This is a genomic window from Rhodococcus koreensis (genome assembly GCF_017068375.1).
Lineage (GTDB): Bacteria > Actinomycetota > Actinomycetes > Mycobacteriales > Mycobacteriaceae > Rhodococcus_F > Rhodococcus_F koreensis.
On the sequence record NZ_CP070609.1, the window covers coordinates 3,831,314 to 3,844,681 of the forward strand.

At 64.9% G+C, this 13,368-nt stretch carries 11 protein-coding genes and 1 pseudogene; 5 read left to right on the top strand and 7 right to left on the bottom strand.

The annotated features are described in order from the left end of the window. Positions 1–20 precede the first annotated feature (20 nt). On the bottom strand, positions 21–1,250 hold the full coding sequence (locus tag JWS14_RS17640; RefSeq protein ID WP_206013942.1) for a PucR family transcriptional regulator: 1,230 nt from the start codon (positions 1,248–1,250) through the stop codon (positions 21–23). A 224-nt stretch (positions 1,251–1,474) separates the two neighbouring features. On the opposite strand from JWS14_RS17640, the gene JWS14_RS17645 reads away from it, so the two are divergent. Next, complete coding sequence (locus JWS14_RS17645; RefSeq protein WP_206013943.1) at positions 1,475–3,070, top strand: AMP-binding protein; 1,596 nt, start codon at positions 1,475–1,477, stop codon at positions 3,068–3,070. A gap of 287 nt (positions 3,071–3,357) precedes the next feature. On the opposite strand, the gene JWS14_RS17650 is transcribed toward JWS14_RS17645, so the two are convergent. Next, entirely contained in the window at positions 3,358–3,816 is a 459-nt protein-coding gene (locus JWS14_RS17650) for a QcrA and Rieske domain-containing protein (protein ID WP_206013944.1), read from the bottom strand. 426 nt (positions 3,817–4,242) lie between these two features. Here JWS14_RS17650 and JWS14_RS50100 point away from each other — a divergent pair. Continuing rightward, positions 4,243–4,497 (top strand): annotated as a pseudogene (locus tag JWS14_RS50100) (RNA polymerase subunit sigma); the annotation flags it as partial. Next, the gene (locus JWS14_RS17655; protein ID WP_206013945.1) at positions 4,494–5,639 is read left to right on the top strand and encodes an anti-sigma-D factor RsdA; all 1,146 of its coding nucleotides are present in this window, start codon (positions 4,494–4,496) and stop codon (positions 5,637–5,639) included. The pseudogene JWS14_RS50100 and the gene JWS14_RS17655, both read left to right, overlap by 4 nt. A gap of 427 nt (positions 5,640–6,066) precedes the next feature. Here JWS14_RS17655 and JWS14_RS17660 read toward each other — a convergent pair whose 3' ends face one another. Beyond that, a complete protein-coding gene (locus tag JWS14_RS17660) occupies positions 6,067–7,287 on the bottom strand; it encodes an Lsr2 family DNA-binding protein (RefSeq protein WP_241031388.1) in 1,221 nt (406 codons plus the stop codon). Between the two features lie 641 nt (positions 7,288–7,928). Then, positions 7,929–8,822 carry a LysR family transcriptional regulator gene (locus JWS14_RS17665; protein ID WP_206013947.1) on the bottom strand — a complete coding sequence of 298 codons (894 nt, stop codon included), beginning with the start codon at positions 8,820–8,822 and terminating at the stop codon, positions 7,929–7,931. A gap of 69 nt (positions 8,823–8,891) precedes the next feature. Here JWS14_RS17665 and JWS14_RS17670 point away from each other — a divergent pair, with 69 nt between their 5' ends. After that, the gene (locus JWS14_RS17670; protein ID WP_095861567.1) at positions 8,892–9,491 is read left to right on the top strand and encodes a short chain dehydrogenase; all 600 of its coding nucleotides are present in this window, start codon (positions 8,892–8,894) and stop codon (positions 9,489–9,491) included. Between the two features lie 70 nt (positions 9,492–9,561). Then, positions 9,562–10,785 (top strand): NAD(P)/FAD-dependent oxidoreductase, encoded by a 1,224-nt coding sequence (locus tag JWS14_RS17675; protein ID WP_095861566.1) that lies wholly within the window; start codon positions 9,562–9,564, stop codon positions 10,783–10,785. A gap of 104 nt (positions 10,786–10,889) precedes the next feature. Here JWS14_RS17675 and JWS14_RS17680 read toward each other — a convergent pair whose 3' ends face one another. From JWS14_RS17680 to JWS14_RS17690, 3 genes are read right to left on the bottom strand one after another with little or no spacing between them, the layout of a single operon-like run. After that, on the bottom strand, positions 10,890–12,074 hold the full coding sequence (locus JWS14_RS17680) for an acyl-CoA dehydrogenase family protein (protein ID WP_143051433.1): 1,185 nt from the start codon (positions 12,072–12,074) through the stop codon (positions 10,890–10,892). Further along, a complete protein-coding gene (gene phaZ, locus JWS14_RS17685; RefSeq protein WP_206013948.1) occupies positions 12,071–12,904 on the bottom strand; it encodes a poly(3-hydroxyalkanoate) depolymerase in 834 nt (277 codons plus the stop codon). The genes JWS14_RS17680 and phaZ overlap by 4 nt, the downstream gene beginning before the upstream one ends. Then, positions 12,901–13,353 carry a MaoC family dehydratase gene (locus JWS14_RS17690; RefSeq protein WP_206013949.1) on the bottom strand — a complete coding sequence of 151 codons (453 nt, stop codon included), beginning with the start codon at positions 13,351–13,353 and terminating at the stop codon, positions 12,901–12,903. Before JWS14_RS17690 ends, phaZ begins: the two co-directional genes overlap by 4 nt. Between the last annotated feature and the right edge of the window lie 15 nt (positions 13,354–13,368).

Genomic DNA, 13,368 nt, shown 5'->3' on the forward strand with positions numbered 1-13,368 from the left:
TCGCATCGCGGCCGCACCGCTCAGCGCGGCTCCGTTGACGCGATCCGGACCGCGAGGAGGAGATTGACGACGTCCTCCACCCGCCGAAGGTCCTTGCCGGTGCGCTCGGCGATCCGACCCAACCGGTAGTACATCGTGTTCACGTGGATCTGTAGCGCGGAGGCGGCCTCCTTCGCGTTCATGTCGTGGGCGACGTACGCCGTCAGCGTCTCGATGTAGATCGCGCCCGCCGACAGGTCTTCGGCGATGAACGCGCGCAACTGGGGCTCGACGAGTCGGCGCGCGGTCGGGTCCGCGCGCCGCACCAGGTAGTCCAGCGGCGAGAGATCGTCGAAGATCTGGACCTCGCGCCGGCCTCCCAGGTGGTCGCAGGCGACCTGAGCCTCCAGCAACGCTTCGGCCGTCTGGTCGAACCCGAGGTGCGTCGAGCTGATACCGATCGACGCTGTGGTCCGGGTCGTCCCGAGCTCGGTGGCTGCGCGAGCGACCTTCTGCGACAGGGCGCCGGGGCTGAGTCGTTCGAGCGGGACGAGTCCGACGAGTTCCTGCCGCCACGGCACCAACATCCCCGACAGATGCCGGGAGAGCACCCTGCGTGCGTCGAGGATCGGATCCGCGTCGTCCGCCTCCGAGCTTGCCCGGCAGACGATGACGACGAACCCGGCGCCGTCCGCGAGCCCGGCCCGGCGCATCGCCTCCAGGCGGACCGGTACGGCGGGCACGTTCCCCGCGAGCAGATCCTCGAGACAGTCGAGTGCGATGCGCTCCTGGTCGGCCACGAGATATTGCTGCGCCTGCAGGTAGGTGGTCGCGGCGGCGGAGCAGCCCGCCTCGATCGTGCGCATGAGGTGCTCGACCAGGCTCAGTGCCGTTTCCTGCTGCCCCTCCGTCGATCGGACGAATTCGAGAACATACGACCAGAGGACGATCTGCCCGATGCGAAACGCGTGAAGGAAGTCGATCAGGGAGATGCCGTGCGCGACGCGCTCCGAGGCGTGCCCGGACGTGAACGCGAAATCGTCGAGGCGCGGATTCCGTTGTTCGATGACGCTGGTCGTGAACACCCCGAAGACGGCGGTGACGTGGGCAACCACATCGTCGTACAGTCCGGTGGCGCGGTAGGACGGCAGTTCCGCCCAGATCGCGTCGGTGGCGGCTCGCGCGATCTCTGGATGGCGGTCGTGCACCCACTTCGCGAGATCGATTGCCGCGTCGTCGAACGGCCGCATCGCGCCGTGTGCTGTGGTCATCCCCACGACCTCCGATACTGTCCACCCGCTGTGGCCAGGCTACAGCCAGAATTCGGACCTTCGACACATTCCCACCAGGGGACTGTGGGCCGACCACAAACATCTTCGGTGTCGCACCACGATGAAGTGATGGCTGTCACGGCCTATGGTTGCCCGGACGACCCACGAGGCTCGCCGCCATTCGCGCGTGGGAGCCCGCCGCAATCTTCGAGGGAGAGACCCACGTGAGCTTCAAGAGCCCGTTTCCGGACGTCGAGATCCCGAACCTCAGTGTCTACGATTTCCTGTTCGGTCGGGTCGACCCGGCGGATGCGGAACGGCCCGCCCTGATCGACGGCGCCTCCGGTGCGGTCATCACCTACCGGTCGCTCATCGCCCAGATCGGCGGGGTGGCGGGGGCGCTGGCCGCCCGCGGTCTCGCGGTCGGTGAGGTGGTGGCCCTGCACTCACCGAACGTGCCCGCGTTCGCCGCGGTGTTCCACGGCATCCTGCGCGCCGGCGGCGTCGCCACCACCATCAACGCCCTCTACACCGCCGAGGACATCGCCAAACAGCTCACCGACTCGCACGCGAAGTTCCTGTTCACCGTCTCCCCGCTGCTGCCGCAGGCCAAGGATGCGGCGGCGAGGGTCGGAATCCCCACCGAGAATGTGATCGTCCTCGACGGCGCCGACGGGCACCCGTCCCTGGCGGATCTGCTCACCGAGGGCCACCCGGCCCCGGAGGTGTCGTTCGACCCGGCCACCCAGCTGGCGGTGCTGCCGTATTCGTCGGGGACCACCGGCCGCCCGAAGGGGGTGATGCTCACCCACCGCAACCTGGTCGCGAACGTGTGTCAGATCAACCCGCGGATGGGCATCGGCGCCGACGACAGGCTTTTGGCGGTGCTGCCGTTCTTCCACATCTACGGGATGACGGTGCTGCTCAACGCCGCCCTCTACAACCGGGCCGCCCTGGTGACGATGCCGAAGTTCGACCTCGTCGAGTTCCTGAGCATCGTCTCCGGGCAGCGGTGCACGTATGTGTTCATCGCGCCGCCGGTCGCGGTGGCGTTGGCCAAGCACCCGTTGGTCGACGACTACGACCTGTCCTCGGTGCATTCGGTGTTCTCCGGTGCCGCCCCGCTGGATCAGGAACTGGGCAGGGCCGTCGCGACCCGGCTCGGGTGCCGGGTCCGGCAGGGCTACGGGATGTCGGAGATGAGCCCGGTCTCGCACGCGATCCCGTTCGACCGCGACGACATCGCCCTCGACTCGGTCGGCCCGACGATCGCGAACATGGAATGCAAACTCGTCGACCCCGCCACCGGGCTGGAGGTCGCCTACCCGGCCGAGGGGGTCAGCGCGCCGGGGGAGTTGTGGTGCAAGGGCCCGAACATCATGGCCGGGTACCTCGGCAACGACGAGGCCACCGCCGAAACCCTGGACGCGGACGGGTACCTGCACACCGGGGACATTGCGACCGTCGACGCCGAGGGGGTGGTGACGATCGTGGACCGGATGAAGGAGCTGATCAAGTACAAGGCGTATCAGGTGCCGCCCGCCGAACTCGAGGCGCTGCTGCTCACGCACCCGCAGATCGCCGACGCCGCCGTCATCGGTGTCCTCGACGACGAGGGTGAGGAGGTGCCGAAGGCGTTCGTCGTCGCCCAGCCCGGTGCCAAGGATCTGGACGAGGCCGCGGTGATCGCGTTCGTCGCCGCCCGGGTCTCCCCGCACAAGAAGGTCCGCAGGGTCGAGTTCATCGACCTCGTCCCCAAGTCCGCCGCAGGCAAAATCCTCCGCAAAGACCTGCGCACGCGGGAAACGGCGGGTAAGTAGACCGCGATTCGACTCGCCAGGAGTGCCCACCTCCGGTGACGGTGAGTGCAGGTGCCGCCCAATCAGCAGCTCGGGCAGCACCTGCACTCCACCCCTCGCGTGAATCGCCTCATATGCCTGAGACGTGCGCGTTGTCATGTGACCACCATGACGGCCCCGACGCTACCAGAAAACAGGCCAATCGGTTTGTTTCATTCGCCAGGGGCAGACCAGCACGGCGCGGGCACGCGGGCTGAGGTCAATCTGCCGCGTACCAATTCGTTGACACCCCTGAGTCGTCACACACCTCAGCCGACCACGACCGAGTCACCCTGAACGGAGACGCTCCGTGGGGCGAGCGGAACGGACGCCGGACCGTTGTGCACGGACCCGTCGAGATTGAACTTGCTGCCATGGCACGGGCAATTGATGGTGCCACCGGAGACGTCGGATACGGTGCACCCCGCGTGCGTGCATGTCGACGAGAACCCGCGGAAGTCACCGCCGCTGGGCTGTGTGACGACCACATCGCCGAGCACCACGCCGCCACCGACGGGAACATTGCCGGTCGGCACGGTTGCACTCGCAGCCTTCACAGCTGGGCCACCGCTGCCGCCGGACGCAGACGACGCGCGAGTTCTGCTGAACAGAGCGCTACCAGCGGCCAAGGCGGCTACAACACCCATACCGGCGATAACCGTACGACGCGGAAACGCCATCTGGTTGATCCGCAGGCTCTGCTCCTGGTTGAGTTCGTCGGACTGCATGGCGGTGTCTCCCTGTCTGGGCTGGGGTCACGCGGGATCGATCACTGCGGCTCTCTCAATGGTTCTAACGCAGGACACACACGACTGGTTCAATGCGCGACGCCGGGCAGGCTGTGTCCGGCGGATGCCTGCGAAACCCTTCACCGTGCGCGGTCGGTCCGCCTTGCGGACGGCATTAGCGTCGCCGAAGTCGGCGACAAGATCAGCGCGACCCACCAGCAATGGAGGCGGCGCGGAGCCTCGCCGAGTACCGGCCACCGGTGGGATAATCCAACTAGGAGGATCGTCCACCCAGATGAAGCGATGCCCCTACAAAAACGTCGACCCCGGCCCAGGGCCTCAGGACCGCCCGAGTGCGCCGGGGTCGGCCCAAACGGACGGGCGCGGTCGTGCGGCAACCGCAACAGTCCTCTGACATGCGGTAACGAATCGGAGCCCGTCACCGACAAACCAGATGACGAAGCCTACGATGACGGACCCGAACAGCGGGCGCTGGACTCGGAAGCGAGCAGGCTGATGAACGAACCGCTGAGCACGCTGCCGACGAAGCACCGGGAGATCTTGATCCTCCAGCTCGTGGTCGGTACGTCAGCCGAGTAGACGGCCCCAATCGTGGGTAGTACCGCAGGAGCGGTCCGTGCGGCTCAACACGAAGCCATCGCATGCGACGAGGGCAGGTGAGAGGTTTGGTTAGGGGCATCCAGCGCAACGGCAATCCCGATGCCGATCTCCCAGGAGACGACGCACCGGTGGACGTCGCGGCTGTGCGCCGCGACGACGCACTGATCGACGCGATCGCCGGTGGCGGTCCCGTCGCAACGGATTCGCCGGAACAGGACCAACTCGCGCTTCTGCTGACCAATTGGCGTGCCGACATCGTGTCGACGCCGATGCCGACCGGGCCGCTGCTCGACGACGTGATCGCGGCGATCGACGCCTCGGACGCCCGTTCCGCACGCAGCGCCGCCCGCGGCAAGCTCCGGCTGTTGCGACCCATCGCAGGCGCTGCCGCCGCGATCGCGGTCGTCATGGGCGGCGCCACCATCTTCTCGTACAACGCCGCACCCGGCGATCCGCTGTGGAGCGTCAAGTCGGTCGTGTTCAGCCAGCAGGCCGATTCGACCGTTGCACAGATCGACACCACGTCCCAGCTGCAGGAGGCCGAACGGCTGATCGCCGCGGGCGACGCGGAGTCGGCGAAGAACCTGCTCGACGGCGCCGCCGACCGTGCCGGCGGGGTCCGCGACGCTGACACGCGCAACGAACTCGACGCGTGGCGGGCGAAGCTGGCCGCGGAACTCGAGAAGATCGCTCCCACCCCACCCCCGGCGACGACAACGCCGGGAACCACCACCACCGGCGCGTCGACGCAGACCACCCAACTGCCTGCCACCGTGCAGGGAACACCCGGTTCCACGACGGTGCCGGGAGTCGGGCAGTTGCCGGGAACCCTGCCCACGGATCTACAGATTCCGGGACTGCCGCCCACTTCACTGCCGCCGCTACCCACCTTGCCGCCGCAGCAGCTTCCGCTTCCGCCCGAGACGTTGCCATCCACCAGCCCGGAACCCCCCATCACGGTGGTCCCGCCTCCGCAGCCGCCCCTGCCTGTCCCTTCCGACACCCCGACCACACAACCACCCCCGCCTGTGCCGCCGGACAACCCGACCACACAACCACCCACCCAGCTGCCGCCGCAGGAGCCTTCGTCGGCGCCGCTCCCGCAAATACCGCCGGAAAACCCGACCACGGAACCACCCACCCAGCTGCCGCCGCAGGAGCCTTCCTCGGCGCCGCTCCCGCAGCCGGTCCCGACCAGCTGACTCGCTCCGCACTGACCATTCGATTTGATGCGCAACCCACGGCGAACCCCAAACCTACTGTGCACCAACGCTTCCTGATGCATCAACCTCACGGAAACGGGAGGGGCCGGAGGAATCCGGTCAGGAGCTTTGCCCAAGAGCCCGCCGGGGCGGCACCAGGCCTCGAGATCGGCGGCAACAGCAGCCGGATCAGAGTGCATCCCCGAGCGGGTGGGCGATATCCGGATCGACGTGCTCCGGTGATCGCAACGAGTTCGGCGGTCACCTGGCACCGAGCGAACTCGTTGGATTCACCATCTCCGGCGCATGTCGTGGGCGGTTGCCCTGCGCTAGCCGTGTCACCTCACCGTCGGAGGTATCCCGACGGCACCTTGGGTGTTTCGCAGCACGATTGCCACGAGATTCATCACGGCCGTGTTGCTGCTGCCTATGCGGCCGGCGCCTTGGCCTGAGCGAGATGAAAGGCGTCTACGATCTCCGCCGAGATCCGGCCACGGGCCGATATATCGAGGCCCTCGCCGATCGCCCACTCGCGAATCTCCTTGGTCGTCCTCTTCGCCGGAGCCTTGCTCGCCGCCGCGCTGTTCAATGGAGCCGTCCTCGCGGCTGTCTTCTTCGCGGCCGTCTTCTTCGCGGCTACCTTCTTCGCGGCCGTCTTCTTCGCGGCGACCTTCTTCACGGCCGGCTTCCCCGCGACGACCTTCTTCGCCCGAACCGTCTCTGCCTGAACCTTCTGTACCTGAGCGTCATGGAAGGCCCGCTCGACCTCGGCCGAGATTCGGCCACGGGAAGACACATCAAGACCGGCACCGATTGCCCACTCGCGAATATCCTTGGTCGTCTTCGCCGCCGGAGCCTTCCTCACGACAGGCTTCTCCGTATCTACCTTCTTCACGGCCGACGTCTTCACAACCGACTTCTGCGCGGCTATCTTCTCAGCAGCCGGCTTGCCCGCAGCGACCTTCTTCGCCGGACCCCTTGTTGCCTGAACCTTCTTTGGCTGACCCTTCTTGGCCTGAGCGCCCTCGAAGGCTTCTACGATCTCAGCCGGAATCCGACCACGGGCAGACACATCAAGACCCGCACCGATCGCCCACTCGCGAATATCCCTGGTCGTCTTCGCCGCCGGAGCCTTCTTCGCGGCCACCTTATTCACGGCTGCCTTCGTCACGGCCGCCTTCACGGTGGCCGAATTCTTCGCCTGAACCTTCTTCGCCTGAACCTTCTTCGCCGGAGCCGTCTTCGCCTGAACCTTCTTGGCCTGAGCGTCCTCGAAGGCTTCTACGATCTCAGCCGGAATCCGACCACGGGCAGACACATCAAGACCCGCACCGATCGCCCACTCGCGAATATCCTTGGTCGTCTTCGCCGCCGGAGCCTTCTTCGCGGCCACCTTATTCACGGCTGCCTTCGTCACGGCCGCCTTCACGGTGGCCGAATTCTTCGCCTGAACCTTCTTCGCCTGAACCTTCTTCGCCGGAGCCGTCTTCGCCTGAACCTTCTTGGCCTGAGCGTCCTCGAAGGCTTCTACGATCTCTGCCGGAATCCGACCGCGGGGCGACACATCGAGACCCGCACCGATCGCCCACTCGCGAATCTCTCTGGTCGTCTTCGCCGAACCTTTCGAACCATTCGGTGACTGGGCCATCTTGTTCTCCTTCTTCGCGGGCAATCGTCGAACGCACACAGTAACGGCAAACTTCTCTCGGTAGTCAAAAAGCTCACCTGAGCTAACTTTTCGACGTCTCCAGCTATTACCTATCTGGGCAGGCCAACACGATACTCTGGGCTCCACAGCGCGACTCGCCCCCCGAAAGCCGCTTCCCCACCACCCCCGAAAATGCTTCGCCCGCTGCAGCATCAAATGCGTAAGCTGTGACGCATTTGGCGATGTGAGGTTTCAGCAGAGCGTGTGCCGAATCACACCTGCACCGAGTCGTGAGGTCTGAAACTGTAAGCACACCATAACCGATGCAAATTACGTTCCTACCCTCACCAGTTGATTACCAAACACACACCCCAGACGTCGGCGAGTCACTATTCGCCCAAAGCCCTCCGCAGGCGACCCCAGGGGGCTTGCCCCAACCCAATGAACGTCCGCATTGCCCTCACCCCAGCCACGACGGTGATACGCGGTGATCGTCGTCTTCAGGACCTGCCCGCCATCGGCATCATCACCGCATCATTTGGTGCCCACCCTGGGCGGGTGATCCCGGCGGACCTGCTCGAGTCCATTCCGCCAACCTGGATGCATTGGCGACGTCGATCATCACCGACAGCCGTGATCCCCTAGCGCCCGGTTGGCGCTCGATGGGCGGCGGTGGTCTCCTTACTCAACAGGTAACTCGCGTGCTCGACGAACTGCCCGGTCATCGGATGGCGATCGTTCCGGGGCCACGTGAGGTACACCTCCACCGGGGCGACATCGGGTAGCGCGGTGTAGCTGACGCCTGGATGCGGATGGCTGTATTCCGTGGCGACACTGGTTAACCCGATCGCTTCACCTGTAGCGATCGCGGTCAACCACTCGTCAACATTTGCAACGACCACCGTACTTTCAGGACGCTCGTTCGCCGGCCACAAATCCAAGTCAGCCGTTCCCGCGGTGGAGCACAGTGCAATGCGTCGCCTCGACAAATCGCTGAGTGACAACGGACCTGTCTGATTGAGCGAATCGTCCTCGGCAACCGCAACCATGCGATCTTCATACCCTAGGAGCACGTGTTCGAACGTGTCCGGACCGGGGAACGACGACCGGAAGAACGCAATGTCGACCTCGCCCTTCCTCAGGGCAAGTTCGGGGTTGTCGACCTGCCTGACAACGAGCGCCGCATCGGGATTTTCGTCCTTCCAGGTTCGTAGCAATGTCACCGTATGCCGCCCCAGCGCCGACCATGCGTATCCGACCCGCAGGGGAGCTGGTCCGGCCGTGGCCTCGGCGATGGCGTCGTCGACGCTCTGAAGTATGCGGTGTGCCCTTTCCCATAACCGCCTGCCTGCCGCGGTGAGTTCCAAGCTTCGTGTGGTTCGTTCGACCAACCGTGTTCCGACCCGCTCCTCGAGTTGATTGAGTGTGCGCGACAACGCTGGTTGCGCCGTGTGTAAGGCGGCAGCAGCAGCCGTGATACTTCCCTCGTCCCCGATCGCCGCAAGCGCACGCAGATGCCGCAACTCGATATTCATAACTTTCAAGCATAACCGGTCGTCAAGAAGTATTTCTCTTCCTACTATCGGTGTCGATAACTTGGCCGCATGAACATCCTGCTTATCGGATCCACCGGCCGACTCGGATCTGCGGTCTACACCGCACTCGCAGATCGTGGCCACAAAATTGTCACCGCCAACCGCACTGGAGGCGACTTCCGTGCCGACATCACAGATCCTGGAGCCGTGGCCGCACTCTACGAGAAGGTGGGTGTACTCGACGCCGTCGTGAGCGCTGCAGGCGTCGTACCGTACAAGCCCATTCAGCAGATGACCGACGATGACTACTCCGCCGCGTACGCGGGTAAGGTCCGCAGCCAGGTGGAGTTGGTCCGCCAAGGGATCGACCGGGTCTCCCTCACGGGATCGTTCACCCTCATCACGGGCATCCTCGCGCGTACCCCCATTCCCACCGGGACCGCCGCGTCCCTCGCGAACGGGGCGGTCGAAGCCTTCGTTCGGGCCGCCGCGATCGAAATCGCCCCGCAGCGCATCAACGCCGTCAGCCCCACCGTGTTCACCGAGGCACTGGATGCGTACGGGGACTATTTCCCAGGCTTCTCCTCCGTCGATCTCGCCGACGTCGCGCAGGCCTACATCCGCTCCATAGAAGGCGCACAGACCGGTCAAATCTACAAACTTGACTAAATCTCCGTGCTGAGAAACCCAGTCGTTCAGCGAAATCTCACTATTCCCTGTCAGGAAGCGATCCCGCCCTATGAGCACCACTTCCCCCATCCCGCAGCAACCCACGCAGGACGCGTACGACGTCGTCATCATCGGCGGCGCCACCAGCGGCTCTGCGATCGCCTGGTACCTGAGCACCAACCCCGACTTCACGGGCTCGATCCTGGTTGTCGAGCGCGACGCCGGGCTGACGCACTCCGCCACCATGGCAAGCAACAACTGTATGCGTCAACAGTTCGCCACCCAGATCAACGTCGAGATCGCCCAGTACGCGGCTGAATTCGTGAAGAAGTTCCGGGAGAACCTGGGTGGAGACCTCGCCATCCCGCACATTCCGATCCGGAACTTCGGGTACCTGTACCTCGCCGACAACGAGGAGTTCGCCGAGACACTGCGTGAGGATCAACAGCTTCAGGCATCATGCGGGGCCGGCACCGCGATTCTCGCGCGTGACCAGATCGCCGAGAAGTATCCCTTCTACAACCTCGACGACATCGTTGCGGGAAGCCTCAACACAGTCGACGAAGGCGCCTTCGACGCCCTGGCCATGGTCGAGTGGCTCCGCGGCAAGGCCCGGGAAAATGGTGCCGACTACATCGAGAACGAAGTCGTCTCCATGACCCGCTCAGGTGAACGCATCGACAGCGTCACGCTCGAGACCGGTGAGGTGATCAGCGCGGGAACGGTTGTCAATGCTGCAGGCACCCGCGCGGGACTCGTCGCGCAATTGGCGGGCGCGGATCTGCCGATCGAAGCTCGACGCCGCTACACCTACATCTTCTCCGCAGAGACTCCGCTGGATCAGGACCTGCCGCTGACCATCGATCCCACTGGCGTCCACATGAGGTCGTTCGGGGACGACAACTACCTCGCAGGGTGCCCGCCGAGGGATGGCGATCCTGCAGTGGGTTTCGATGATTTCGCCTATGAGGAAGGCATCTGGGAGACGAAGATCCTCCCGGTCATCACGAACCGCTTGCCGACAATCGGCGAGGTCACGGTGATCGATTCCTGGGTCGGCCACTACGAATTCAACACCTTCGATCACAATGCGATCCTTGGTCCCCATACCGAGGTCACGAACCTGCTGATGTGCGCTGGGTTCTCAGGTCACGGTAGCCAGCAAGCACCCGCCTGTGGTCGCGGTGTCGCCGAGCTGATCACTTACGGTGAATTCCGGACTCTCGACCTGTCCCCGCTCGCCTACGAGCGCATCGCCAAGAACGAGCCGCTGGTGGAACGGGCCGTCATCTGAGACCCAACGGCGCCACTTCTACTGTGTCGGAGGGAGCGACTACGTGGGCCGGGTTCTCGCTCGGCGCAGATTTGCGGGGACGGTGTCGCGGGCGCACGCGGGCGTCATACGAAGGCGCTGTGTCCGGTCAACGACCGTCCGACGATCAGGGTGTTCATCTCCCTGGTGCCCTCGTAGGAGTAGATCGCTTCCGCGTCGGCGACGAATCGGCCTACGTTGTGTTCCAGTAGTATTCCGTTGCCGCCCATCAACTCCCGCGCCCATCCGACAGTTTCACGCATTCGGACTGTACAGAATGCCTTGGCGAGCGATGAGTGCCGGTCTTCGGCGTGCCCCTGATCCTGCAACTGGGACAGCCGTGCACACAGGGCCAAGGACGAGGTGATGTTTCCGAGCATCCGCACCAGCAGGTCCTGCACGAGCTGGAAGCCGCCGATCGGCCGGCCGAACTGTTCACGAGCGCAGGCATATCTCAGCGCGTTCTCGTATGCGCCGCGCGCGCATCCGACCGCCATCCAGGCCACGCCCGCGCGTGTCAGTCGGAGCACCTCGGCGGTGTCCTTGAATGTGTTCGCGCCTTGTAGGCGGTTGTGCTCCGGAACCCGCACGTTGTCGAGCGTGATGAGCGCGTTCTGCACGATCCGGAGGGCGATCTTGTGCTCCTGCTTGTCCGCCGTGAATCCGGGCGAGGAGTTCTCGACGACAAATCCCTTCACCTGGCCGTCGGCGACATCCTTGGCCCAGATGACCGTGAGATCGCCGAACGTCGCGTTGCCGATCCATTTCTTCTGCCCGTTCAGGGTCCAGGTGTCACCGTCGCGTTCGGCGGTCGTGGTGAGCCCGCCCGACGCACCGGAGCCGACGTCGGGTTCGGTCAGCCCGAAGGATCCGATCTTCTCGTACCGTGCCATCGAGGGGAGGAAGCGTTCGCGTTGTTCGTCCGAACCGCACAGGTATATCGATCCCATGGCGAGGCCGCCATGCACGCCGTTGAAGGTGGCTATCGAGGAATCCGTGCGGGCCAGCTCCATCGCAATCATCCCGTCGAGCAGGTAACTCCGTCCGGCACAGCCATGGCCCTGGTAGGGCACGCCGGCGATGCCGAGTTTCCGGAGTCCGGGCACGATCTCGAACGGGAAGGTCCCGGCATTCCAATGTGTGTTGATGATCGGGTCGACCTCGGTGGTCATGAAATCGCGCACGGAGTGCAGCATTGCGCGCTCGGAGTCGGAGAGCATCTGTTCGAATGCATAGAAATCCGATGTGTCGATGTTCGGACTGGGGCTCATGGGCTTACTCCTGGGTCGTGAAGGAAGGTGGTGATCACCGGCGCGAGTTCGGTGGCATTGGTGACCAGGTCGATGTGTCCGCCGGAGTGCAGATGGATGGTTGAATGTGGCAACAGCTGATTCATGATGCGGGCGTTGACCACGGGCACGATCGGGTCGTCGGTGCCCGCGACGAGGAGGGTCTGCTGCCTGATCGCGGGCAGCAGGGGCAGGCTCGTCCACACCGCTCCGGCGAGCAGTTGATGGAAGTAGCCGATCTTCGATCCGGCGTGCAGCTGCTGGAGGAAGAGCCCGGCAACGTCGTCGCCCTGCCGGCGCGCGGTGCCGCCGTACAGGTCGCCGGCGATCGAGGCCGCGTAGGCCGGGTCGCGGAACCTGCGCGGTGTCAGCATCTTGGCCAGTACCCGAGGGTTGCCGGGAACCATCACTGCGCCGGTGCCGGTCGCGGCCAAGACCAGTCGCCGGCACCGGCGCGGATTCTGGACGGCGAACTGCTGTGCCAGCGCCCCACCCCAGGACAACCCGAGCACGTCGACGACGCCGAAGTCGAGTGTGGTCAGCACCCGCCCCAGCATCCAGGCCAGGTAGGCAAACCCGTAGGGGGCAACGGACGCGGGGGATCCGCCGGTGCCGGGAACGTCGAACCGAATCACGGTGATCTCCGGATCCAGCTGCGCCACCAACGGATCGAGCACCTCGTAGCTGGCCCCGATTCCGTTGCACAAGACCAGCGGAACACGTCGGGTGCCGGCGGATCCGGGCCGGATGCTGACGCGGATCCGCTGACCGGCGGTCGCGACGAATCTCTCGGCCTCGATGTCCGCGTTCATCGGTACAGCACCACGACATCGGCGATGCAGGCCGGGCGTTCGGTGCCGTCGACCTCGTAGGTCAGTCCGAAGACGACCTCGACGCCGGCGGGCTTGTGCTGGGCCGACGTGACGGTCACCGTTGCCCGGAGTTTGGCACCGACCGGCACCGGCGCCGGGAACCGCACCCTGTTCAGCCCGTAGTTCAGCGCGGCCTGCACGTTGTCGATGGTCAGAACGTCGGCGAGCACTCGCGGGGCCAGCGAGAGCGTCAGGTAGCCGTGCGCGATCGTCCCCGTGAACGGCCCCCGGGCGGCGCGTTCGGGGTCGGTGTGGATCCATTGATGGTCGCCGGTCGCGTCGGCGAAGAGGTTCACCTGGTCCTGGCCGAGTTCGTACCACGCGGTGGTTCCGAGGGTCTGTCCGGTCAGGTCGAGCAAGTCCGCCGGGTTGGCGATATGTGTGGTCATCGTCGTCTCTCAGGT

Coding starts and splice junctions, on each gene's coding strand:
- JWS14_RS17640 (WP_206013942.1), bottom strand. CDS start 1,250: ATGACCACAGCACACGGCGCGATGCGGCCGTTCGACGACGCGGCAATC.
- JWS14_RS17650 (WP_206013944.1), bottom strand. CDS start 3,816: ATGCAGTCCGACGAACTCAACCAGGAGCAGAGCCTGCGGATCAACCAG.
- JWS14_RS17660 (WP_241031388.1), bottom strand. CDS start 7,287: ATGGCCCAGTCACCGAATGGTTCGAAAGGTTCGGCGAAGACGACCAGA.
- JWS14_RS17665 (WP_206013947.1), bottom strand. CDS start 8,822: ATGAATATCGAGTTGCGGCATCTGCGTGCGCTTGCGGCGATCGGGGAC.
- JWS14_RS17670 (WP_095861567.1), top strand. CDS start 8,892: ATGAACATCCTGCTTATCGGATCCACCGGCCGACTCGGATCTGCGGTC.
- JWS14_RS17675 (WP_095861566.1), top strand. CDS start 9,562: ATGAGCACCACTTCCCCCATCCCGCAGCAACCCACGCAGGACGCGTAC.
- JWS14_RS17680 (WP_143051433.1), bottom strand. CDS start 12,074: ATGAGCCCCAGTCCGAACATCGACACATCGGATTTCTATGCATTCGAA.
- phaZ (WP_206013948.1), bottom strand. CDS start 12,904: ATGAACGCGGACATCGAGGCCGAGAGATTCGTCGCGACCGCCGGTCAG.
- JWS14_RS17690 (WP_206013949.1), bottom strand. CDS start 13,353: ATGACCACACATATCGCCAACCCGGCGGACTTGCTCGACCTGACCGGA.